Source organism: Acetobacterium sp. MES1, assembly GCF_002237635.1.
GTDB lineage: Bacteria > Bacillota > Clostridia > Eubacteriales > Eubacteriaceae > Acetobacterium > Acetobacterium wieringae.
Genome location: NZ_MJUY01000057.1, coordinates 35750 through 61566, shown reverse-complemented (window position 1 = coordinate 61566; position 25817 = coordinate 35750). Strand labels below are relative to the sequence as shown.

Here is a 25817-nt window from a genome sequence, read left to right as displayed (position 1 = left end):
AATCAAACAAAAAAGTTGAAAAATAATTTGTCATAATAAAAAGATATGTTAAGATAAAGTTAAAAATAATTAAATCTAAATGATTAATTATCATTTGCATTGTGCTGAAAAAAGTTCGGCATTAAAGTTATAAATTAGAAGTATAAATTCTTAAGGAGGGTTTTGTTATGTAAGAGCTTGCTAAAACGATCAGTTTATAACAGCCGTCTTCTTTGGGACGTATTGAGCTGTTTAGGATTAAAGGAGGTGAAATCTATTGAAACTCGAATTATATTTTAATTTAAAAAATTTGGAATTTCCATTGGATTACCGGAAGATCATGATATCTTTTATAAAAAAGTCACTGTCTGAAGCAAAAGGCGGTGAGTATTTTGATCGCTTTTATAAGGATACCATTGCAAAGTCGTTTTCATTCTCGATCGTATTTAATAGACCTGATTTTCAAAAGGAAAAAATTATATTGGGTAAACCCCAGTTGAAAGTTTTATTTTCGGCTGTTGATCAGGATAAGGTTGCCCTTATTATGTATGCAGCTTTTATTGCCCAGAAAAATAAGCCATTTCCATTACCGAACAGCAATGAAATGAAACTTGTTGCCATTCATGAAAAAAAGATCGAAAAGATAATCACCAATAGAGTTATTTTTCAGACCGCAATGGGTTCGGGTCTTTGTATCAGAGACCATGACCGGGTACAAAATACCGACAATTATTACGTCCATAATGATGATTTATTTCTTGAGAAGTTGAAAATGGTCCTGATTAACCAGGCTGTCCGGGCAGGATTGGGAGAAAACAAAGCCGAGAACTTAAAATGTAAACCTTTAAATTGCAAAATTGTGCCAGTTAAGCATTATAACCGCTTTATACCTGTTTCGACAGGGTTGTTTCAATTCGAAGCAGAGGCTGACTTGCTTCAGTATTTTTATGATGCCGGAATGGGTTCCCGTCACAGTGCTGGTTTTGGACTACTTGAATTAATTGCCCAGGATTTGTTCTGAAAGGAGGTTCAAGGTGATTGAAGCATTTATAATTAACGAAAAAACCTACATTAAATTGTCAGCTAACGAGTGGCGTTATTCGGCTGCGGCTTTGGGATTGATGAAGTATTTTGACTTTCTGGCAATTCCGATTGTTGAAAAAGAAGTTGAATTGCTCAATGAAGTAGAGATAGTAAAAGATTTACCGGATCAGGCGCTAATTGTGTATGAAAGTGAAACAGGTTTTGAATATCTATGTTTTGCAAAAGCGCTTTTGACAGAAGCAAGCTATTTTGATTTTGTTAGAAAAATTTATTCAAAAGACTTATACCCACTGCTGATCCAGGAACAGCTGAAGAAATCGCAGTTTAATGACGACGAATTGAAAGAAATCAATTCATGGTTAGCGGGAAATACTGTGATGAAAAGTGTTTTTAGCAAAATGAAGTTTGATGGTCAGAACAAGCAGGAGATTCTGACAGCTATCGAAGAAAACAGGGATCATTTAACCAAAGAGAGTTTCCGGTATAAGAAAAATCTCTATGCCAATTACAACAATACCTATCAACTGTGCAATGAAAGTGGAGACTGCTGCCGATTAACAGGTTATTCCCTCGATGTGGGGAAAAAAGGTCGTTCAAGTGCCTATAATTTCAATGCAAAAACAAAAACTGGAATAGATTCTCTTCTCTTTGACTGGGTTCCTTTCGCTTTTAATGGCGATCGGGAGGCGTTTTTTATCAATGCCAATCGCTCATTAAAGCAGCTAAAACAGACGCATACCTTTTTAAGTCATCAGATCCAAAAAGATCATGATGAAAACAAAAACAATAATCAGAATGTCCGTTCTTCCTTGTTCAACAGTATTATTCATTCGGCGGGTTTTATCGATGAAGATGTAGAAGTGATTTACAAAAATCGGGAACGTGATTTTTTTGAAACCCTCTATATCCGTAAAGAAAGTATGAAAATTTTAAAAACCATGGGTAAAATTGATTTTATTAATTACAAGTCATTTTGTTTTTCTTTAAAAATCAATGACAATTACTACATCGATATTCAGGAAAAAGTGACCAATTGTATTTTAAATTTAATATTAACCGATGAACTCATCGAGCTGTTCTTAAAACAAAAAAACGGCAATGATTATTTAATAAGTCAGTTTATTGAGATTAATTGGTTAATCCGCAGGGGGGGAGAAATGATGAAAAAGAAAATGAGTGGCGCTTATGCCTGTGCCAAAGAAGTGGTAAAAAAAATACCGACTAATAAAATTGAATCCTATCGCCAAAAATTAACCAGCGCAATTGTCTTTAAGGATTATGATCGGGTTTGTCAGATCCTTTTACAATTATCCAATTATTCAGATGTTTCGTTTAATTTTGCCTATGATTTATTTGAAGATTTTGAAAACAATAAAGACATTGCCTATACATTTATCAATGCATTGCGAAACGAGACTGATTATAAGACAAAAAATGAAGGAGGAACACAAGCATGAAAAAAGCATTAACACTAACGATTGTGGCAAATATGACCGCCAATTACTCAGAAGGTTTGGGAAATATTTCCAGTGTGCAAAAAGTATTCAAGAATAAAAAAGTCTATTCGATACGGAGTCGTGAAAGCTTAAAAAATGCGATAATGGTACAAAGTGGTTTATATGATGATCTCCAGACAGAAGTCGACGGTGCTACACAAAAATTGGTAACCGAAGATTTAAACGCCGCCAATTGTAAGGCACTGGAGGGTGGTTATATGAGCACCAAAGGAACGACCTATATCCGTAAGAGCTCCTTCTATCTTACTGATGCGATTTCAACCGATAACTTTGTCAATGAGACCCGTTTCCACAATAACCTTTATTTGGCCAGTACTGAAGCACGGCAGAAAGGAATTAATTTACAGGAAAAGACAAAAGATAATCCCGCAGGTTTAATGCCATATCAGTATGAGTATGATAAATCATTAAAAGTATATAGCTTAACCATTGATCTGGAAATGGTTGGCAAGGATGAAAATTTTAACAATGAAGCCAGCTCTGAAGAAAAGGCAGCACGCGTGAAAGCCATTGTCGAAACCGTTGAAAATTTGAGTCTGGTTGTCAAAGGAAACCTGGACAATGCTGAACCAATTTTTATCGTGGGTGGCATGTCACCCCGTAAAACCCATTACTTTGAAAATGTGGTTAGGGTCCAAGGCGAAAATCTGGAATTAAGTGAAGATTTAATCGGTAAGCTGGAAAAAGGATTTAGCTGTGGTTTACTTAAAGGCAAAGAGTTTTTAAATGAGGATGAAATTGTGAAACAGTTAAAGCCGAAATCGATGACAGCATTCTTTGGCGATTTATACAAAGAAATCGATGCCTGGTATGGGGTGTGATGACAAACAGCTAGAAAGAAGGTGATTTTTATGAAGGCATTAAGAATCCGGTTGCAGCAGAGCAGTGCCAATTATCGTAAGGAGGAAAGCGACACAAATAAAATGACCTATCCATTACCACCCTTTTCAACCGTTATCGGAGCACTCCATGATGCCTGCGGCTACAGAGAATATCACCCCATGGATTTGAGTATCCAGGGAAAATATGAGTCAATGCACCGTGAACCCTATACCGATCATTGCTTTTTGAATTCAATTTTTCCTGATCGGGGTGTTTTGGTCAAAATGAGAAATCCGGAGTTACTATCCACGGCTTTTGAAAAGGTTGTGGCACCACGGAAGTCTAAAGGCTGTGATTTTCGAATAAGAGCAGATGCTAACATCTTCAATGAAGCATTGTACCAGGAGTTTATTGATTTAAAAGATCTGAATAACCAAATTGAGGTGTTCAAGAATTCTCGTATTAAACCGGTTCTAGAAGTGATCAAACGTCGTAAAGCAACTTTAAAAAGCAAAAAAAACAGGCTAGATAAAAAATCGGAAGAATATCTTAAACTCAACCGCAGAGAAGCGCAAATTAAAGCGACCGAAAAACACATAAAAGACGAGTTTGAAAAGTATAAAGAAAATCATTATACCAAACCCATTTCAAAGTTTCGTTCCTTGATAACATCACTGAAGTTTTATGAAATACTCAATAATATTGAACTGCTTATACATGTGGCAGCCGAAGACAATATTTTAGAAGACATCTTGAACAATATCTACAATTTGAAAGCCATTGGTCGTAGTGAAGATTTTGTTGAAGTCATCGAAGCAAAAATTGTTGAACTGGTGCAGGATGATGACTGTGATGTAACGAGTTCCTATTCAGCGTACCTGGATTATCGTGACATTAAAAAAGGCTTGCTGATGCCAACTAATATCGGAGATGAGACAAAAGGCGAAGGCGGCACACGATATGGCTTGAACAAAAATTATCAAATAATCGATGGGAAACGCATTTTCAACAAGAAATCAGTGTTATATCTTTCAGAATACTGTATTGAAGAAACGAGCGACAGGGTCTGGCTGGATAGAGATGGTGAGCAAGCGTATATTGTTAATTTGATTTAAATCACGTTTCTGAAATAGGGGGATTTATGAAGAAGCCAGAAGAATATCAGGCTAAACCGGATAAGACCATAAAGGAACATAGCCTCGAACTGTTAAGAGAATTGGAACGGATCAAAAACCTTGGCTATATCGACAATGAAAAAGTATATGAACTAACAAAAAAAGCCTGCTGGTTTCATGATTTTGGGAAGGCGAATGCCGAATTCCAAAATCGAGTAATGAGTGACAAAAAAATCCGGATGTCATTGGAACGGGAAGTTTATCACAACATTTTATCGATTTTTCTCATTGATCCCAAGGCATTCGATAGCCAGGAAGACTATTACAAAGTGGTCCAAGCTGTTTTATTTCATCACGATTATGCTGATCCTTATGAAGTGTTAAAAGATAAAAAAGATTTGTGTAAATCACTCTTAAAGAATTTTACTTGTTATCCTGTCAAGCATAGTCTTCAATATAAATTGAATATGTGGACTGAAGATGATCAGGTTGTGTTGATCAAGGGCCTACTTCACAAATGCGATTATAGTGCCAGTGGCGGTTATGTATCGGAATACCCCAATGATTTTTTAGAAAGTGGTCTCGATCGCCTGGGGTACCAGTGGAATGATTTACAGAATTTCTGTATTAAAAACAGAAATGAAAATATCATTGCTGTGGCACAAACCGGCATGGGTAAAACCGAAGCCGGGCTTTTATGGATCGGTAATCATAAAGGCTATTTTGTGTTGCCGCTAAGAACCTCTATTAATGCTATTTATCATCGCATTGTAGCGGATCAAAAGAAAAAAATTGTCACCGAAAAACTGGATGAACGGGTGGCACTGCTCCACTCTTCTTCACTGTCTTACTATCTGGGCATGATGGAGAACAGTAAAACAGAAATGACTGGAATTGATCGGGAGGATTTTGATGTTGAAGAATATTGTAATCGTGGTCTAAAACACTCAATACCATTAAATATCGCCACCATGGATCAGCTTTTTGATTTCGTTTTTAAATATCAGGGGTATGAGCTTAAACTGACAACCTTGTCCTATTCAAAAATTGTCATTGATGAAATACAAATGTATGATAGTGACTTGTTAGCTTATCTGGTGATGGGGTTAAAGCGGATTTGCGAATTGGGCGGTAAGATTGCTATTTTAACGGCCACACTAGCGCCTTTTGTGGAAGATCAGCTGAATAAAGCAATCCCTGGGTTGATCAAGCAGAGTTTTTATGATAATACTCTGCGTCATAATATGCTGGTCAAAGCGGAAGAATTAAGCGTTAGCGATATTATAAACCAATATGAAAACAACAAGGCATTAGAACAAGGCAATAAAATACTGGTCATTTGTAATACCGTAAAAAAAGCGCAGGAGATTTATGAGAAACTCAGCGAAGCAGACACGGTATCGAAAGATGAATTATTCTTACTGCACAGTAAATTTACCCGGGGGGATCGCGCTGAAAAAGAAGCCGCTATTAAAGATTTTGGGAAAACTTATGATGCAGATGACCAAACCGTTGACATTCAGAATGGCATCTGGGTGTCAACCTCCCTGGTGGAAGCGAGTCTGGACATTGATTTTGACTATTTGTTCACAGAGTTGCAGGATCTTAATTCTCTGCTTCAAAGACTTGGACGTTGTAATCGCAAGGGTGTAAAACCGACTGAAGTGACAAATTGCTTTGTGTATACCGTTATCAATGAGAATCTATTTATTATGGATAATCGCGGGTTTATTGATCGGGATATTTTTAATATTTCAAAGGAAGCCCTGGGGAACTGGAACGGGCCGATTACAGAAGCGGAAAAACTCGCTTTGATCAATGAGAACCTCACAACCGAAAAATTAAAAAATTCTAATTATTACCAGGCCTATATCGAAAAATGTAATTGGATTGCGACCATCAAGCCTTATCAATTAAAGCAGGATGATATTAAACTCCGTAATATTCTAACTGCGGAGATCATTCCCAGCCCGGTTTTTGATGCTCACAGGGAAGAAATACTTGAATTGGCAGAAAAGATCAATCATCCCCAAACAAACACAAAAGAAAAAATGGCTTTAAAGGAAAAGCTATATGCTTATTCGCTTTCAGTAGAATCATATCACGCAAAAAATTACGAAAAGGCAAAAGCTCGTGGAGAGGCCACAGTTTATACCCCGATTCAAATTGGAAGATTTGAATCGATAAAGGTTTTGGAATGTCAATATGATGACTTGCTGGGGTTTCGCAAGATGGACTTTCAAACCATCAGAAAAGCAGAGTTCTTTTGAAACTCAAGCAATGATAATGAAGGAGGTATGCATTTTGGAAAAAGAGATTACTGGAGTAATGGTTTATTACTATCAGGTTTGCCACCGAAAGCTTTGGTATTTTTATCATGAAATTCAAATGGAACAAAACAGTGATCAAGTCAAAATAGGAAAACTCCTCGATGAGAACGCTTATAGCAGGGATGATAAGCATATCAATATCGACAATGTCATTAATATTGACTATATTCGCACGAAAAAAGTTCTTCACGAATTAAAAAAGAGCAGAAAAATTGAAGAAGCTAGTATTCTCCAGGTAAAATATTATCTCTATTATTTGCTGAAAAAAGGTGCAATCGGGATTACCGCAAAAATCGATTATCCGTTATTGAAACAAAGTGTTGAAGTATCGCTGTCAGAAGAAGATGTTGTCGAAATTGAAAAAATTCTAGCTAATATTACAAAGATCATAAAAGAAGAAATACCGCCGCCATTTAGGAAAATGGCGATCTGCAAAGCATGTGCCTATCATGATTTGTGTTTTATTTGAAAGTCAGGGTGACGATGAAACGAGATTATTATTTTTATAATGATGGTATCATTCGTAGAAAAGATAATACCATAACTTTTACGAGTGAAGCGAATGGAAATAGGGATTTGCCCATTGAAAATATGGGGAATCTTTATGTGATGTCAGAAATGAGTTTGAACACCAGTTTGATCAATTTGTTGGCAAAATATGGTGTGTGCATACATTTTTTCAATTATTACAGCTTTTACACAGGCAGTTTCTATCCCAGAGAACAGTTGGTTTCGGGGAATATCATTGTTAAACAGGTTGAGTATTATCAGGACAATGAAAAAAGAATGCAGATAGCCAGAGCTCTGATCGATGGCGCATCCTATAATATATTCAGAAATTTACGTTATTATAACGGTCGCGGAAAAGATGTTAAAACTGAAATGGAGACCATTGAAGATTTGCGAAAAAACGTACCCAATACGACAGGAATAAAAGAACTTATGGGATATGAAGGCAATATTCGTAAAACTTATTATTCGGTTTGGAATAAAATCATAGACCAGGATGTTGATTTTACAAAACGTGTTAAGAATCCTCCGGACAATATGATCAATACGCTGATTTCATTTGTCAATACCCTTGTTTATACTAAAGTTTTGGGAGAAATCTATCAGACTCAATTAAACCCAACGATCAGTTTTTTACATGAACCGGGAACAAGACGATTTTCATTATGCTTGGATATAGCTGAGATCTTTAAACCATTGTTAGCAGATCGACTGATTTTTTCGTTGTTGAATCGCAATCAGATTACAGAAAAGAGTTTCACAAAGAATTTGAACTATTTACATTTAACCAAAGAAGCCTCTAAAACAATTGTAGCCGAATTGGATGCCAAATTGCAGACGACAATCAAACATCGGGATCTGGAGAAATCGGTGTCCTATCAATACTTAATTCGGTTGGAATGCTATAAAATGATTAAACATCTGCTGGGAGAAAAAGAATATGAACCATTTAAAATTTGGTGGTAGAGGTGCAACGAAATGTATGTTATTCTAGTATATGATATCTGCGGCGATGATGGTGGACAGCGTGTACTTAGTAAGACGTTTAAAATATGCAAGAAATATTTAAACCACATCCAAAATTCTGTATTTGAAGGGGAATTATCTGAACCTCAGATCATGAATTTAAGATATGAATTAAATGAATATGTTCGTAAAGACATAGATTCGGTTATTTTATTTAAAAGTCGAAATGAGCGATGGCTGAAAAAAGAACTATGGGCAAGGGAAGATGATAAAACGGATAACTTTCTATAATTGTCGACCTGAGATCATGTAAAAATACAGTGGGGTTGACAATTGTTGATAGCATGGGAAAAGAATAATGATTGTTGAGCTAAATTTGAATAATTTGATTTTAAATTTATTAAATTATAGAGGTCGACAAAACAGACCTTTGAAACATACTAAACGAGCGCTATAAAAGAAAGCGCATGAGAGTTTCGCCATATTGGAATTTAAATTGGCATAGCATCGACGAGGACGAGGACGATGATCAAATGAGAGTTTCGCCATATTGGAATTTAAATCATATAATAGGATATATAAAATAATGAGGTGATTTAAATGAGAGTTTCGCCATATTGGAATTTAAATTCATTTATATAATCCAAACATTTAAAATTTTTAAACAATGAGAGTTTCGCCATATTGGAATTTAAATGATTATCATTGGAATTGTCACAATAGATATAATGCAATGAGAGTTTCGCCATATTGGAATTTAAATGTTACATTTCTTTGAGTCAAGGTTACAAATATAAATTTAATGAGAGTTTCGCCATATTGGAATTTAAATACTCTTGAAGGGTTTTCTGTGAAAATCTACATTTATGAGAGTTTCGCCATATTGGAATTTAAATTGGCGTTACCTGTTATGGCAGCTTCTGGGCTTAAATGAGAGTTTCGCCATATTGGAATTTAAATTAGTTAAAGCAAGTGATTTTAATATTATATTTTTATATGAGAGTTTCGCCATATTGGAATTTAAATTTTGGTCTTCATGTTTTTGCATTTTATTTACTCCCTTATGAGAGTTTCGCCATATTGGAATTTAAATAAACAATGGAATAACCAAACTTCCGATGCTGTGCAATGAGAGTTTCGCCATATTGGAATTTAAATGTCTAATAATTTTCTAAGATCATTTGCACTATACAATGAGAGTTTCGCCATATTGGAATTTAAATACGGCAAACGGTCGCTACGCTCCCGATCACCGTCGGATGAGAGTTTCGCCATATTGGAATTTAAATTAATACAATTAAACCTGACAAACAAGCCATAAATGTATGAGAGTTTCGCCATATTGGAATTTAAATAGGATCATTAATATCATCTAACTTATGTGTAATTTCATGAGAGTTTCGCCATATTGGAATTTAAATTTAGCTAAATAATCAGTTTGCAATTTTGTCCAATATGAGAGTTTCGCCATATTGGAATTTAAATGTTTTCGTAACATTTATTGCAATCAAATATGGAAAAATGAGAGTTTCGCCATATTGGAATTTAAATGCTGCATCAATTGCTGTCGGCGGTTTGGGTATCCATGAGAGTTTCGCCATATTGGAATTTAAATGTTTACGGATGAAAACAATGTCACCATCAAGTATTCTATGAGAGTTTCGCCATATTGGAATTTAAATAGCAGCTGAGCCGCTTCGCTTACCGATACGTTTTTATGAGAGTTTCGCCATATTGGAATTTAAATATAAATTTTGACTTATGTCAAGATTTTTGTTAAGAATGAGAGTTTCGCCATATTGGAATTTAAATTGTTGAACTAACTTTTTGTGCAATTTTGCCAAGACCATGAGAGTTTCGCCATATTGGAATTTAAATAATGTGACGTCAGATAATTTACAGGCTGAAATAGAATGAGAGTTTCGCCATATTGGAATTTAAATATTAAAAAAGTCATATGAATCAATGTTAACACTCACATGAGAGTTTCGCCATATTGGAATTTAAATGGACGATAACAGCATTAAAGTATAATCGTTTTTATCATGAGAGTTTCGCCATATTGGAATTTAAATAGAACTGCAATTGCAAAGTATAAAAATATTATTCCATGAGAGTTTCGCCATATTGGAATTTAAATTGTTAAGCGGTTTTTATCATTCGAAGAACGGCAATTATGAGAGTTTCGCCATATTGGAATTTAAATTGGTATAATCATAGATGCACATCCACCATTTTTTCCATGAGAGTTTCGCCATATTGGAATTTAAATGCTTCATGACGTCAAAACCGACGCCGAAACCTTTCTATGAGAGTTTCGCCATATTGGAATTTAAATGTGGCATTGACCCCGGAATATATACTCAAGTCCGAATGAGAGTTTCGCCATATTGGAATTTAAATGAACTCGGTTAAACTGTTCTTTCGTTATGATGGCCGATGAGAGTTTCGCCATATTGGAATTTAAATAAAGGTTATGACGAAGCGCAGGAATACGGGGATTTTATGAGAGTTTCGCCATATTGGAATTTAAATAACAAAAATGGCGAAATCGATGTGACAGCGTATGAATGAGAGTTTCGCCATATTGGAATTTAAATGACTCTCAGTTCCGGCGACTTCATCGTTGCCGACCATGAGAGTTTCGCCATATTGGAATTTAAATGAGATCACAAGCTGCGAGTTTAGCAGCTGCTTATCATGAGAGTTTCGCCATATTGGAATTTAAATGAAGCTTCATTCAGCTAGAGAAAGAAGGTAATCACTATGAGAGTTTCGCCATATTGGAATTTAAATATGGATATACTGATTATCGCCAGCAGCAGCCGGGGAATGAGAGTTTCGCCATATTGGAATTTAAATTGATGCTACACTTAGAACAACCCCAGCACCAGCACTCATGAGAGTTTCGCCATATTGGAATTTAAATCGGAAAGACGAAAGTGCTACATTACAGGACCACAAAAATGAGAGTTTCGCCATATTGGAATTTAAATTGAAATTTGAGATTCCATAATCTAATCCCGACGCGCATGAGAGTTTCGCCATATTGGAATTTAAATGATCGATAGCGGCATTAATAGCGGCGTCAATGTTTGATGAGAGTTTCGCCATATTGGAATTTAAATACGGTATGGGAAAGGGCTTAAGCAATGCCGAAATCGCATGAGAGTTTCGCCATATTGGAATTTAAATGTATTTACTTTCCGGGCAGCCCTTGCAATAGGCCCGATGAGAGTTTCGCCATATTGGAATTTAAATTCAATGTCACAGATGACGTCAATGTTTAAAGGCTTAATGAGAGTTTCGCCATATTGGAATTTAAATCTTAATTCCAAATCACATCCGCTGGCCACGTTTGGATGAGAGTTTCGCCATATTGGAATTTAAATCGGTTTCAATATTGGGGATATTGGATCAGAGCGAATGAGAGTTTCGCCATATTGGAATTTAAATTGTTTCCGGATTGTTACTCTGCGCCTGACCGCCTGATGAGAGTTTCGCCATATTGGAATTTAAATGTTATTTTTCAGTCATTATTGACGGGAAGGTTACAAATGAGAGTTTCGCCATATTGGAATTTAAATGCATTAAGTCGGATGTTAATCAATTCGAGTGCAGTCATGAGAGTTTCGCCATATTGGAATTTAAATCTGGAGAAAAGGTAACGTTCTTGACTGATGGATTCCAATGAGAGTTTCGCCATATTGGAATTTAAATTTTATTTTTAATTACCTGCTCAATTATTGCAACCTGATGAGAGTTTCGCCATATTGGAATTTAAATGCGTAAGTGTAGTTAATGCCAACGGATTAACCACCTATGAGAGTTTCGCCATATTGGAATTTAAATGGATACCCCCATCACGTTCATTCTGATCATAGCACCATGAGAGTTTCGCCATATTGGAATTTAAATTAACTCAGACCCTGGGATCTGGCCCGTTCGTTGAAATGAGAGTTTCGCCATATTGGAATTTAAATGTTGTCATCGCTTTTGTACTTCGTCGCGCCATATTCATGAGAGTTTCGCCATATTGGAATTTAAATTAATCATTATTCGTCAATTGCCACTTAGGGTTTCTGTATGAGAGTTTCGCCATATTGGAATTTAAATACAACGCAGGTGATCCGGGGCATACTCATAGATTTGATGAGAGTTTCGCCATATTGGAATTTAAATCTGGGACGGCTGGAAGCGCAGAAAGGTGGATGACATTGATGAGAGTTTCGCCATATTGGAATTTAAATCAGTGACGGGCATGTGACAATCAACAAAACGCCGAATGAGAGTTTCGCCATATTGGAATTTAAATAAAATGAAACACTTCAAAAGATCGCTGAGGCCCTTGAATGAGAGTTTCGCCATATTGGAATTTAAATTAAGTTATAAACATACACTGCTCTTGAATGGATCCAATGAGAGTTTCGCCATATTGGAATTTAAATTTATTTGATGTGGGAAATGATTCAGCAAATAAGCGATGAGAGTTTCGCCATATTGGAATTTAAATCCAATTAAAAACGGGGCGACGCTGCAACGAACCAAAAATGAGAGTTTCGCCATATTGGAATTTAAATTTGTTATTGTCCGGATCGTTGGTTGATTGAGTTGAATGAGAGTTTCGCCATATTGGAATTTAAATGGGAAATTGCCGAAAATTGAGACAACTGTAAAATCAGATGAGAGTTTCGCCATATTGGAATTTAAATTCGGTTCGATTTCGATTAATTCCGCATCTTTAATTATGAGAGTTTCGCCATATTGGAATTTAAATGGGGTCCAGCGGAACTGCTGGCGTTACCGTTTATTCAGATGAGAGTTTCGCCATATTGGAATTTAAATTTTAAAAAAGGTGATTTATCTAAAAATGGAAATCCTAATGAGAGTTTCGCCATATTGGAATTTAAATGACGTAATATACTGCAAATATTTTAATGCTTCGAAATGAGAGTTTCGCCATATTGGAATTTAAATATGGTTAAGCTGGGGTTCCATCGGCATACTGATCTTATGAGAGTTTCGCCATATTGGAATTTAAATATGGATGAGGACAGTTCTTTGTTCTGGAACGCCACCATGAGAGTTTCGCCATATTGGAATTTAAATAAATCATCAGAAACAGCTTCCATAATGATCGATAATATGAGAGTTTCGCCATATTGGAATTTAAATTGCAATCAAATTAAAACAGTCCATGCTCAAACTTTTATGAGAGTTTCGCCATATTGGAATTTAAATACTTGATATCTATATTTATATCAGAAACTCCGAAGGATGAGAGTTTCGCCATATTGGAATTTAAATGGTCTTCAATCGTGGCGGCGCATGGTTTCCTGAACACATGAGAGTTTCGCCATATTGGAATTTAAATAGCTGTATACTACGAAACTTGCTGTGGCCACGATTGATGAGAGTTTCGCCATATTGGAATTTAAATAGGCCTAAAAGAGCGGGAGGGAGCAATTGCGTCTGATGAGAGTTTCGCCATATTGGAATTTAAATTTGATTGACATTTACTGTTCAACCATGATACAAAAAATGAGAGTTTCGCCATATTGGAATTTAAATATTTTTATAATCATAGAACATGGAAGTCATTTCAATGAGAGTTTCGCCATATTGGAATTTAAATCATGGATGACTGCCCAGGATGCCAGGGTGTTGGGGATGAGAGTTTCGCCATATTGGAATTTAAATAGTGCATCATCCCCTTTCAATTCTAAATCCATCACAATGAGAGTTTCGCCATATTGGAATTTAAATTTGGTCGTTTTGGTAGTGTCAGGCCGGGATTTTTAATGAGAGTTTCGCCATATTGGAATTTAAATTTGTATCGTATTTTTCATAGGCTTTGAGCGTGATCGAATGAGAGTTTCGCCATATTGGAATTTAAATTAACATCTTCCATTGTCATGTACTTTTTAGCTTTATGAGAGTTTCGCCATATTGGAATTTAAATGCAGATTGACCGCATCGTTGGTAAATTCCTGTTTAATGAGAGTTTCGCCATATTGGAATTTAAATGCAGATTGACCGCATCGTTGGTAAATTCCTGTTTAATGAGAGTTTCGCCATATTGGAATTTAAATTGGGGCAAGCCCCTTGGAGCCCCGGGAGATGATATCATGAGAGTTTCGCCATATTGGAATTTAAATGAAGGTGTTAGCCTATTTAAAAGAAGGTCGGCAAGTATGAGAGTTTCGCCATATTGGAATTTAAATGTTTTTCCAGTTCTTCATTGCCGACAAATTTATCAATGAGAGTTTCGCCATATTGGAATTTAAATCATGGACTGCGCTTCTTAATCAATTGCCTGCGTGTGTTCTGCTACAATGAAATTGTAACACCCGGAGCGAGTTTGATGATATAATTCAAACTTGAAAAGGAGTTACAAAACATGTCAAATAAAAAATACGATCGTGTCCTTCAGGAAAAAATCATCCGCCTTCATCTAGAGGAAGGCCGAACCATCAAAAGTCTGACAGACGAATACAACTTAGGTAGTGGTACGCTCAGATACTGGCTTGATAAGCACCGCAAAGAATGCAAAACAAATCCTCAACTTCAAAATGAAACAGATCAAATGCTTGAAATCAGACAATTGAAAAAAGAACTTGCTGAAGCCAAAAAGGAAAATGAATTCTTAAAAAAGGCAGCAGCATTCTTTGCGAAGGAAATCGACTAAAAAAATATGAGTTTATCCGTGAGTATCACCTGGAGTTTGGTGTTAACTGGTTGTTAAACCGGTTTAATCTTTACCCAAATGATTACTACAACTACCTTAAAAACCGGAAATCAGCCTATCGCCAACAAAAAGAAGCATTGAAGCAGCACATTAAAAATACATATCATGAACTGAATGGAACGGTTGGATACCGAATGATCTGTGATCTACTGAACCGCAAAGGTATTGAGTGTTCTTACGGTACCGTTTATTCCTATATGCGTGAAATCGGCATCAAAGCTATTGTCCGCCGTAAAAAGCAGCCATATATTAAAGGCCATCAGCATCATATATTTGATAATCTGCTTGAACAGAATTTTACGACTGAAAAACCGAATCAGGTCTGGTGTACCGATTTCACATACCTGAATTTAAAAAATGGTACAAAACGTTATAATTGCAGCATAATCGATCTCTATGATCGGAGCATCGTTGCCAGCCTTAACAGTAAATGGATTGATTCAAATCTTGCCATTGAAACACTGGCGATTGCTTTAGAATCCAATTCGACTAACAATCAACTGATCCTCCATAGTGATCAGGGTTCTCAGTATACATCCAGAGAATTCATTGCCTTTTGCGCTGAAAATGACATTACCCAAAGCATGAGCAGGGCTGGAAATCCATACGATAATGCTCCAATGGAGCGTTTTTATAATACGATGAAAACAGAATTCGTTTATCAGTATTCATTTGAAACCGATGAAGATTTGAATCAGGGTATTTATGAATACATCTTTGACTGGTATAATTACCGTCGTCCGCATACATATAATGATGGTAAAACACCATTCGAAATGAGGCATTCAAACTAGCTTTCGGTATTACAATTTTGCTTGACTAGAACACTTGAGCCCATACAAGAGGCTTATAAAATTCGGGAAAGTCCAGAAGCAATTCAACAGCATCATAAAGCCTTTGGGATCATAGAGGATTTTCAGTGGGGCGACCAGTTTAAGGAGAATTTACACGGTATTGCGCAATATTTCAAAGAACATCCCAATGACTATCAGAGAGCGGTGGCATTTGGGGAACGTTTAGCTGCTTTACGTACAATGGCAGAGAATGATCCAGAAGTGGAGCGTCTTGCCAGAGAAGGAAGCGAATTTATTAAGGCAGTGCCAGAACTGAAAGAAATGCTTTATGGTCAGATTGGCTTGGGTGAGTCCAAAGAACAACTGATGGATGATATGGCAAAGCAAGTGCTATCACCAGCACAAATGCGTCACAAGGCACTTATTCAAAAATATTTAAATTATAAAGGAACGGAGGATTATTTATGAAAGAAAAAAAGATTCTAGTTCCATTAATACTGACTATATTATTGTGGGTAATCTTTTTTCTGCCAGCAGGAAGTCTGCATTTTTGGGAGGCTTGGATGGTATGGGGTGGTTTCACTCTGATTACACTTGGAATCACTCTTTATTTTTCAAAAAAAGCACCTGAATTTCTAGAGCGAAGATCAACGGTTCAAAAAAAAGATAAAACCAATCAATCGCCAGCTATATTTAAATTATTTTATCTCGGATTTATTTTACCAGGACTTGATTATCGTTTTCACTGGTCGGTAGTGCCACTATGGCTTATCTTTACATCAGCTGTCTTGGCACTTTTGGGATATCTTTTTATATTTATTGTCTTTCGGGAAAATATGTTTGCGTCCGCAGTTATCCGGGTGGAAAGAGAACAGAAAGTGATAGAATCAGGGCCGTATGCACTGGTGCGACATCCGATGTATACGGGAATGATTGTAATATCCCTATTTCTTCCGTTGGCTTTGGGCTCTTACGTTGCGATTGTACCGATGCTTTTAATTGTACCAATGTTAGTGCTTCGCATCCAAAAAGAAGAAGCCTTGCTTAAAGATGAGCTAAAGGGATATGATGCGTATTGCAAAAAGGTAAGATATCGATTGTTTCCGTTGGTTTGGTAACTGTTGTTAAGCGCTTACGAAAGAAGTTAATGAACGGGAGAAGCAAAAACAGAATTCCCGAGAACACGTAACGAGGAATTTCGACCCCCCTTTAAATCAAAGGTTTTGAGAGGAGATATCTTGAAATGAAATATTTCTATAATTATTTGGTGTTGGCATAAAAATTCTTCTTCTGATTGTAAATAAGCCCAAATCTCTTATAATCGAGATTTGGGCTCTTCTTATTCGGTAATTCGCCCTAATAACTTAACGACAATTTTTTTTCATTTCAGAACTTCGCAAATTATGGCTTAAATAAGAAAACCGAAAATACCCACTAAAAGATCACTTGTTTAAGTGTTTTTTAATTTTATACATGTGATTTTTTGTTCCACGATCAATCGGTTCCTTTTGTCCAAAATCTTTTTTTGCTCTATCAACATAAGTAATAAAATTACCGATATGCCTCCCTTCTTTTACATAAGCACCCTTCTCAGAATACTTTAAATATATTTTTTTACAACTTACTTTTTTACCACTCTCAATTTGTTTAACTGTAGCTTTTATTTTTCTATATAAACGATAATAATATTTACTTATTGTTTTATCTCTAATTGTTATTTCTGAACCATCAAAGGTAAAACCAAGATAACTTAAGCTTACTTTTTCTGGATTGGTTTTTTCATTACCTGAACCGGTCTCTAAATTCTGATCCCACAACTCACCATTTTCATAATTATAAACCTGTGTCTTATCTGCCTGTAATTTTAAATTTGGGATCTTTCCTATAGCTTCGAATATAAAATCATAATGTTTTTTAAATTCTTCGCTCTCCTTGTGGGGCAAAACAATAATAAAGTCATCGCTGTAGCGCATATATTTTCCGTTGTTCTGTTCAATATAGTCAGTAATTTTTTTATCGAACTCTAACATATACACATTTGACAGCGCAGCACTAATCGCTGAACCTTGAGGGATCCCATAATCACATGTATTTTTACAACATGAACTTTTTTTAAGTCGTTTAAATACTGTAAACGAAATCACTTTGTATTTTTTATTCAATTCCCGTTTATCTTTCACAGTATCCTTCAAACCATTTAAGGATAATAATTCTTTTAACTCCCATTTGGAATACTTTGTAATATTTTTGTAAACGGCATAATAATCACCCTTTAATTCTTTGACTTTTAATAGATCGCATAATCTTTCTTTTAAATATTTATGATTTAATGTATCAAAGAAATCCGTAAAATCACCTATTATAATATCCCTACAATAGCCAGCCTTTATGAAATCGAACATTTCTTTTGCAAAGTGTATATTATTTTTCCCTAATTCGTTGCGATAAGCAACTGCTACATTATTAATTCCATCTTGGATAACTCTTTTATTATATTCCTCATTTATGAGAAAAGAATAGTATTGATAAATACATCGATCAATATGCGCTGAATAACAAATATCTCGCTCCTTCGTTTTTTTTCCTTTCAATTTATTGAACTTATTAAAATTTTGCTTATAGTGAATAAAGGGATAAAAGCTGTGCTGACTAATTTTTTTAGGATTGCTAATATATGACCACCTATCATTGATGGAAACTCTTTTGTCAAAATGCGCATAATTTTTCAAATCACAACCTTTGGACTCTTTCCATTCTTCAAGTTCCATATTATTCCTTTCACAAAAAAGCGCAATACCCACTGACATGGGGGATAGCATCCCTAAGCCAGCAGGTATACAAAAAACCGAATTATCTTTTGTTTGCATAAGCAAACATGTTTTAGAATAATTGCTATCCTAATTCGCTAATAGATTATTATATTATAATAACCTCAGAGGAGTTCGAAATGAAATCAATATGTTTAATGATTATCACTACTCTGGTAATCCTTGGTGGATGTACCAGCTCAATAGAGCCAGATAAATTCTTATCGTGTCTATTGACAATAAACCTCAACCCTTAAGCCTACTATGCTAAACAAAGTTCCCTTAAGGCATTTTTATCATACCACTATTCTTTTAGTAATACAATATTTTGTAACATAATTTTTTTAGTATACTATATCAATCACCAATGACTTTCATTGTATCATTTCTTTTCTTAATCCTTATGTTTTCTCGTCTCAACCACCCTTAACTTATCGCTCTTTTCCTCAACAAACACTCCAGCGATTCATGTTCCTGTTCAGTAAATGAAATAGGACTAATATAGCTTATTTAAATCAAGGTGCGGCCATATTTTTTTCATTTCTTTAGCAACTATAAGTTTCCAACCTCCAGCTGTATCGTAATCAATATAGACTACTCCCGAAATGTCATTTGGAGTTTCAACTTCACCTTTTTTCAGTGCGCAAACGTTTTTTCTCCCTAATTTACCAATTAAGTAACCATGTTCAAAAACAACATTTTGTCGCGCTCTTCCTTTTTTATTATTTTCTTCTCCGTACTTATAACCAATGTCACATGGCGAATACAAAACTATAGCATACTCCACATTTGAATATGCCTCAATTTTTTCAATAATTGTCCTACCTTCACTTATTTGTTCATGTAGAATAATTGGATTAAGATCAAACTTTTGTATAAACCTCGCAACTTCCTGCTTAATTTCCTCATCGTGACCATGCACAACAAATACATCTTTTGAATTGTTTATGTTCGGTTTGGAAATCTCATTTTTTGTCAAATCGCATTCTTCCTCATAGGTTTTTTGCCCAAATTTAGTGTGTTCATCACAAAACAATTCAAGATCATTTTGCATTAATGATAAATTATCCAAAAATTCATCGCATGAAAGTTCGACATCATATGTATTTTCTGTCTCGTTATACCCAATAATAGAATCCGACTTATTTTCAATATAATCATTATATCTCTTTGAAAAAGGTCTATAAAATCCTTTAATAGTGTTCTCATTTTGCTTTTCAGGATTTGAAATTATTTCCCTGCACTGCTCCAATTCTCTTTTTATTTTATTTAATACATCTTCTGAAACATCGATCGGATCAAGTCTCAACTTAGTCTCTAATTTTGATTTAATTACATTAAGTTCATCTCGATAATCAAAGTCTTCTCCCAATGTCCCCATTTTAACATATACAGGTATTGAAGTTTTAAAGCCTGGATAAATATCTTCATATTTAGCTATTAATTCCTGATATAATTTTGGTGATCCAGATTTAGTCGATTGTGCAGATTTACATCTTTCAATATCTTCTTTAATCATTTTATTTAATTCTGGTTTCATTTTTTCCTCCAAATATTATATTCTAAAAAAAACCTGCTACTTTACGTAACAGGTTCATATCTTACATCATATTTGATGCGTAGTTCTTGGTGGCGGAGAAGGTGGGATTTGAACCCACGCACCGCGTTAACGGCCTATACCCTTAGCAGGGGCACCTCTTATAGCCACTTGAGTACTTCTCCAAAGGTAATAATGCAAATGTGATTATTTACTTTTCAAGCATTTGATGGCCGAGAGGGTGGGATTCGAACCCACGTGGGCTTGCACCCTAACGGTTTTCAAGACCGCCCCGTTATGACCACTTCGGTACCTCTCGTAATTCAAAATGCAAGACTAATATTACCAGTGAAAACGCCTATTGTCAAGTGTTTTGATAAACTTTTTTTAAATTTTTAATTTTTATAATTTAACAATCCAGTTCAGCGGATCTTCCTTGTTGCCGGTTTGGACATCATAGAGGGTATCATATATTTTTTGCGAGTATTCGCCGATTTTACCGTCGTTAAAGGTCATCTCCACATCTTTCCACCCTAATGTGCCAATCGGCGCAATAACGGCCGCTGTGCCGGTGGCAAAGGCTTCGGTGATTTTTCCCTGCTGATAGGCCTGATATAATTCGTCGATGGTGATCCGACGTTCTTCCACGGTTTCGCCCCAGTGCTTTAATAGTTCGATCACACTTTTTCGGGTAATGCCGTTTAAGATCGTTCCCTCCAGTGACGGGGTAACAAAAACGCCATCGATTAAAAAGAAGACATTACTGGTGCCCACTTCTTCGATGTACTGTCTTTTTTCGCCATCCAGCCAGAGAATCTGTTCAAAACCCATTTCATGAACTTTCTGCTGAGCCGCCAGACCACCAGCGTAATTACCACCGCATTTGGCTTCACCGGTACCACCACGAACCGTTCGGGCAAATTCTGACTCCACATAAATGCGACTGGGAACCATCCCACCTTTATAATAAGATCCCACTGGCGACATGATAATCATAAATTTGTAGCGTTTGGAAACCCGCACCCCGATAAACGGATCGGTGGCAAAAACAAATGGCCGGATATAAAGCGATGTTCCCGGGGATTTAGGAATCCAGCTTTCATCCATCTTAACCAAGGCTTTTAAGGCTTCCAGCAAAAAATTCTCATCGATTTGCGGAATACACATCCGGGCATTGGAGCGGTTCATTCGTTTGAAGTTTTCATCTGGTCGGAACAGCTGAATCTCACCAGCTGGCGTTTTATATGCTTTTAAGCCTTCAAAAACTTCCTGGGCATAGTGAAGCACCATGGCTGAAGGCATGATCTCAATGGGGCCGTAGGGCTTAATGACGGCATCATGCCAGCCAATCCCTTCAGTATAGTCCATCTCAAACATATAGTCCGTAAATTCGACACCGAAGATCAACGAGTCCTCTTCTGGTTTTTCCTTGGGGTTTGCTGTTTTAACAATTTTAATTTCCATGTCTTCCTCCGAGTTCCATAGCAAAACAACACGCTATTTCGTATATAGGAGTAGTATAACAAGCATTGTATACAAAGTACAAGTGTATTTTTTTAGAATAATGTTTTTTCTGAGTACAAAAACGATACCTCTATTTTTTCCCAACATCACCTTTTTCGGTCCGCCATTTTACATTTGCCTCCAAACCACCATTGCTCCGCTAAAAATCGGCAAACAAAAAGACGATGAAAATCATCGTCTTTTTTACTACTCAACAAAGTATATTTCAATGTTTTGTCGGCCCCAGGCTTCGCATTCAGCTTCGCTATCCATATAAATATCGATAATACCATAGCCGACTGCGCCACCCCGATCTTCAACGGTATAAATACCGCCAAGCGCCGGGATGTAAACTTTGGTTCCGAAAGGAATTCCTCCCCAGGTGGCAATCGTTCGGCCTGACTGTGGCACAGTTCCCGAAGCAGTGTTATTGCCAGTGGCGGTGTAAGCAGTGGCACTGACCACCATACTCCCTTTAAAACCACTTTCCTGATTTATGCTTGTACTGCCGTCACCGGTAGCACTTTTTTCGACATTGACATTCCCAATAACCGAAGATACTTCTACCGCCTCCGGCATTGTTATGGTTGTCGAGGGACCCACTTCTATAATTTCTTCCACCGCTGGCATGATGACTTCACAGGTAATCACTTCCCGGCTGACTTCGACACCATTTTCGTAGCGGATCTTTTCTTTCTTGTTGGCTTTACCGTTTTGTCCAACCTGAACAACAATTCGGGTGCCCATCGGCAACTCAGGATTTTCTCTGATGGTGGCCTTCATCGGCACATCTTTAATGCCAGTTGATTCCACGTAGGATATCCGGGTTACTTTGATTGTTCCGGTTTTCTCAGTTAATGGGGTATTTAATCCCGGTTCAACCTTGTCATCCTCATCCGGCTTGACCCCGTTCTCTTCAAGAACATCGCCAACAGTGGCACCGCCTGATAAGTAGGCAATGGTTTTTCCATCAACTTGGATATTTCCGGAAATCTTCTTTTCAATTGTTACATCAATGACATCTTTAAACAAGGTTGTCAACGGCACGCTATATTTATATTCGTCACTGACCGGAAGTTCATTGGCAATCAGAACTTCTTCCAGGGATTCGAGTAGTTTTCCATTGGCAGTGTATACCTTGCCTTCGAAGTTGACCGAAACTTCTTTTTCAACGGTAAAAGCACTGGAAACACCCACGACCAGAAGCAGAATCAAAGCAATGATTCCGATCTTGACGCCTGGATATTTCTTGAGAAAACCACCGGTTTCTCTCTCTCTATTCATAAATAAAACCTTTCATTTTGTCAAAATTGCATAAATAAAAGTTACACGTTTGTTACAGCAAGTTTACCATCCTACCCATTTTATGTCAAGTTTTTTGTGGCGTTTGCGGGTCTAAATGGTGACCCCATCCCAATTACAAACCGTGTTTTCGCCCATTCTAATGCCATAATGGGGGATGGGGTAAATTCTTGTCCTGGCCTTTCGGGGCTGATTAAAGCCGGACAAGATAGTTTTTAGGAAACTGTTCTATACTACATCTTGTGCCTTATTTTATACTTTGAAATGAATGAACTTTAACGAACGGAGACCAAATGCTCGATACCAAAATAAATCAGCAGCAAATTGAAATGTTACAGACCGATCTACTTAAATGGTTTCAAAAAGCGAAGCGGGATCTGCCCTTTCGCCAAACCCGGAACCCCTATTATATCTGGATCTCGGAAATTATGGCGCAGCAAACCCAGATTGATACATTAATACCCTATTATAACCGATTTATAGCAACGTTCCCCACTGTTTTTTCCCTGGCTCAAGCCTCGGTCGATGAGGTCATTAAGACCTGGGAGGGGTTGGGTTATTATTCCCGGGCCCGCAACCTCCATCAGGCGGCCCAGATTATTGTCTCTGACTATGAGGGTAACATGCCCGAAACCTTTGCCAAACTGCTTAAGCTCCCGGGCATTGGCCCTTATACCGGTGGTGCCATCGCCAGCATTGCCTTTAATGAGAAGGTTAGTGCCGTGGACGGCAATGTTCTCCGAGTAATCAGCCGTTATGGCAACAGCTTTGATGATATTGGCGATGCCAAAACAAAAAAGCGGATGACTGGCTTTATTGAAGGTATTCTACCAGATGCCGCTGGCGATTTTAATGAAGCACTGATGGAGCTGGGCGCCGTGATCTGTACTCCCCAAAGTCCCAAATGCCTGATCTGCCCGATCCGCAGTGGCTGTCAGAGTCATGCCGCCGGAACCACCGGACAGCTTCCGGTCAAAAAGAAAAAAACGAAGCAGCTCACTAAAAAAATGGAAGTTGGCATCGTCAAACAAAACAGTTGCCTATTTTTTGTGCGCCGGCCAGATTCTGGTCTGTTATCCGGGATGTGGTCCTTTCCGATTACCGAAACCGTGGCTGGCCATGGCCAGGACATCAAAAAAAAGCTCGCAGAAAATTTCCACGAGCTAAATGAACCTATCTTTATCGGCACCAACCGCCATGTTTTTTCCCATATTGTCTGGGAGATGTCCATCTATGGTTTTGATTTGGGCAATGCAATCCGGGAACCAGTGTCAACTTCCCACCTCGTCTCCAACCAGGCGCACACACGCACAGACTATCAGTTTAAGGCGCTGTCCGAGATCGATGACCTGGCCTTACCTGTTGCCTTTTCAAAACTTTTAGATCAATTGACCAATTTTTAATGCTTACTGATGCCGGATCACTTGAAAGCGCTGCAAAATCACATCGCTGTCACTTTCAGCGATACCGGCTTTTCGTTTGGCAATGGCAATCTGTTCTTCCGGCGTGTTGACCCCTTCCAGATCAGGCAGCAGCAAACCCCGGTGGAGATCCTTCTCGACAATAACCCCGTACTTTTTAGCATCCAATTCGGCCAAACTGTTTACCACTTCGGGCACACCCAGGACATCCACCTTGATTTCCAGCTCCATCAGTTCCTGCTCTTCCACCGGCATAAACCGGGGATCATAGGTGCATGCCTCAATGGCATTGCGGATAATTTCCTGAGCGATACTTTCGGTCACCGGACCGGTGGTGCCGATGCAGCCCCGCAGTTCACCATGCTTATGCAGCGAGACAAAAACCCCGGCCTGATTGTTTTCCAGTTCACCCAGAACATCGGCTTCGATTTCAACCTGACTTTTGTAATGATCAAAATTCAGCTTCCGGCCCCGTTGTACCCAGGTATTGATGGTCGCCCTGGCCAATGCTACCAGGGGGCTTTCGTTTAAACGCCGTTCTTTATAGGAAAGCACTTTATCTTCTTCATAACGACTAAGCAGACTGGGGATTTTTTTATCGGTCAAATCGATAAAGGCCGACATATAACCAACCCCAAAAGGTCCTTCATAAGAAAAGACCGTGGCTTCGGTATCCAGACCATCAGTGGCGCCCAATCCCATCACGATCGGTTTTAACCCGCATTGACCGGCGGGTTCATAGACCTGGTGGGGAACAGTTAGAATCGAGTAGTAATTCTTGGTTTTGATGCCATTAACAATATTTTCATCAAACAACGGCCCCATCGGATTAAAGGCATATGGCCCCTCATCTTTAAGACAGTGCGAAAGATCAGCCGAAACCAGAATCATCGCTTCTTTGCCCCGGGCTTCGATGGCTTCTCTTATTACTGTCCCCATTTTATAAAGCTCAATCAAACTCAGATCACCAATGGTTACATGGACAATCTTATAGCTTCGATAGTATTTTTCGATAAAATAAAGTGGTATCAACACCCCATGATCAAGCTCCAGACCAATTTTATACTCTTTGGCAATTTTATGATTCAAAAAAATGGTGTGGCAGTTATTTTTGGCAAAACCCACATTCAGCTCATCCAGTAGCCCCATATCGCAGTCTTTTGTCAGGCTGATCTCCGGATATCCAAAATTTCGCAAATCACCACTGATCTGATTTTCATAAACCACTGCTGCGCCATCGCGAAATACATTGCCGTGGGGCGTAATACAAACAATCACCTCCGGTTTAATTTCGGCCACCTTCAGCGCCAGATCCCGTAATCCCCGGATCGTTTTTTGTGCTTCATTTTCTCGGCCTTGCCCAACCTCCGGGATCAACACCGGCGGATGACAGGCAATACCCAATCCTTTTAAATACATTGT

17 protein-coding genes, 2 tRNA genes and 1 CRISPR repeat array are annotated in these 25817 nt (G+C 37.5%); of the genes, 12 read left to right on the top strand and 7 right to left on the bottom strand.

All coding sequences use genetic code 11. The features are described from left to right. Window positions 1-256 precede the first annotated feature (256 nt). The 11 genes from cas6 to BI182_RS15660 all read left to right on the top strand — a co-directional run bounded on the left by cas6 (window position 257) and on the right by BI182_RS15660 (window position 16943). Window positions 257-1000, top strand: a complete 744-nt coding sequence (gene cas6 / locus BI182_RS15710; RefSeq protein WP_286809255.1) for a CRISPR-associated endoribonuclease Cas6 — start codon at window positions 257-259, stop codon at window positions 998-1000. A 13-nt stretch (window positions 1001-1013) separates the two neighbouring features. Further along, window positions 1014-2480 carry a type I CRISPR-associated protein Cas8a1/Csx8 gene (gene cas8a1 / locus BI182_RS15705; RefSeq protein WP_286809253.1) on the top strand — a complete coding sequence of 489 codons (1467 nt, stop codon included), beginning with the start codon at window positions 1014-1016 and terminating at the stop codon, window positions 2478-2480. After that, window positions 2477-3361: a type I-B CRISPR-associated protein Cas7/Cst2/DevR gene (cas7i, locus tag BI182_RS15700; protein WP_286809252.1), complete on the top strand. Its 885-nt coding sequence runs from the start codon at window positions 2477-2479 to the stop codon at window positions 3359-3361. Before cas8a1 ends, cas7i begins: the two co-directional genes overlap by 4 nt. A gap of 30 nt (window positions 3362-3391) precedes the next feature. Further along, window positions 3392-4477 (top strand): CRISPR-associated protein Cas5, encoded by a 1086-nt coding sequence (cas5, locus tag BI182_RS15695; RefSeq protein WP_286809250.1) that lies wholly within the window; start codon window positions 3392-3394, stop codon window positions 4475-4477. Between the two features lie 26 nt (window positions 4478-4503). Next, the gene (gene cas3, locus BI182_RS15690) at window positions 4504-6747 is read left to right on the top strand and encodes a CRISPR-associated helicase Cas3' (RefSeq protein ID WP_286809248.1); all 2244 of its coding nucleotides are present in this window, start codon (window positions 4504-4506) and stop codon (window positions 6745-6747) included. Between the two features lie 34 nt (window positions 6748-6781). Continuing rightward, window positions 6782-7276 carry a CRISPR-associated protein Cas4 gene (gene cas4, locus BI182_RS15685; RefSeq protein WP_286809247.1) on the top strand — a complete coding sequence of 165 codons (495 nt, stop codon included), beginning with the start codon at window positions 6782-6784 and terminating at the stop codon, window positions 7274-7276. Between the two features lie 14 nt (window positions 7277-7290). Next, window positions 7291-8283 carry a type I-B CRISPR-associated endonuclease Cas1b gene (cas1b, locus tag BI182_RS15680; RefSeq protein ID WP_286809246.1) on the top strand — a complete coding sequence of 331 codons (993 nt, stop codon included), beginning with the start codon at window positions 7291-7293 and terminating at the stop codon, window positions 8281-8283. A gap of 12 nt (window positions 8284-8295) precedes the next feature. Then, complete coding sequence (gene cas2, locus BI182_RS15675; protein ID WP_286809244.1) at window positions 8296-8574, top strand: CRISPR-associated endonuclease Cas2; 279 nt, start codon at window positions 8296-8298, stop codon at window positions 8572-8574. A 176-nt stretch (window positions 8575-8750) separates the two neighbouring features. Continuing rightward, a CRISPR array of direct repeats spans window positions 8751-14572; the repeat unit is 30 nt; unit sequence ATGAGAGTTTCGCCATATTGGAATTTAAAT. A 111-nt stretch (window positions 14573-14683) separates the two neighbouring features. Next, a protein-coding gene (locus BI182_RS15670) for an IS3 family transposase (RefSeq protein WP_286809243.1) occupies window positions 14684-15825 on the top strand; the annotation gives its coding sequence in 2 pieces (ribosomal slippage) (window positions 14684-14939 and window positions 14939-15825; 1143 coding nt in all). Window positions 15826-15846: 21 nt separating this feature from the next. Further along, complete coding sequence (locus BI182_RS15665; RefSeq protein WP_286809241.1) at window positions 15847-16293, top strand: hypothetical protein; 447 nt, start codon at window positions 15847-15849, stop codon at window positions 16291-16293. Continuing rightward, window positions 16290-16943: a methyltransferase family protein gene (locus tag BI182_RS15660; protein ID WP_286809239.1), complete on the top strand. Its 654-nt coding sequence runs from the start codon at window positions 16290-16292 to the stop codon at window positions 16941-16943. Before BI182_RS15665 ends, BI182_RS15660 begins: the two co-directional genes overlap by 4 nt. A gap of 324 nt (window positions 16944-17267) precedes the next feature. On the opposite strand, the gene BI182_RS15655 is transcribed toward BI182_RS15660, so the two are convergent. The 6 genes from BI182_RS15655 to BI182_RS15630 form a co-directional block, all read right to left on the bottom strand. Continuing rightward, on the bottom strand, window positions 17268-18692 hold the full coding sequence (locus BI182_RS15655) for a reverse transcriptase domain-containing protein (RefSeq protein ID WP_286809237.1): 1425 nt from the start codon (window positions 18690-18692) through the stop codon (window positions 17268-17270). Window positions 18693-19128: 436 nt separating this feature from the next. Beyond that, a complete protein-coding gene (locus BI182_RS15650; protein WP_286809236.1) occupies window positions 19129-20172 on the bottom strand; it encodes a TIR domain-containing protein in 1044 nt (347 codons plus the stop codon). Between the two features lie 90 nt (window positions 20173-20262). Further along, window positions 20263-20354: transfer RNA gene (locus BI182_RS15645), tRNA-Ser, on the bottom strand. A 45-nt stretch (window positions 20355-20399) separates the two neighbouring features. After that, window positions 20400-20488, bottom strand: a tRNA-Ser gene (locus BI182_RS15640). Window positions 20489-20571: 83 nt separating this feature from the next. After that, window positions 20572-21633 (bottom strand): branched-chain amino acid aminotransferase, encoded by a 1062-nt coding sequence (locus BI182_RS15635; protein WP_070371017.1) that lies wholly within the window; start codon window positions 21631-21633, stop codon window positions 20572-20574. Between the two features lie 246 nt (window positions 21634-21879). Continuing rightward, window positions 21880-22956, bottom strand: a complete 1077-nt coding sequence (locus tag BI182_RS15630; RefSeq protein ID WP_070371016.1) for a resuscitation-promoting factor — start codon at window positions 22954-22956, stop codon at window positions 21880-21882. Between the two features lie 311 nt (window positions 22957-23267). On the opposite strand from BI182_RS15630, the gene mutY reads away from it, so the two are divergent. Continuing rightward, window positions 23268-24377, top strand: coding sequence for an A/G-specific adenine glycosylase (gene mutY, locus BI182_RS15625; RefSeq protein WP_286809233.1), 1110 nt, complete (start codon window positions 23268-23270; stop codon window positions 24375-24377). A gap of 3 nt (window positions 24378-24380) precedes the next feature. On the opposite strand, the gene amrA is transcribed toward mutY, so the two are convergent. Beyond that, the gene (gene amrA, locus BI182_RS15620) at window positions 24381-25814 is read right to left on the bottom strand and encodes an AmmeMemoRadiSam system protein A (protein ID WP_228881708.1); all 1434 of its coding nucleotides are present in this window, start codon (window positions 25812-25814) and stop codon (window positions 24381-24383) included. Window positions 25815-25817: the final 3 nt, after the last annotated feature.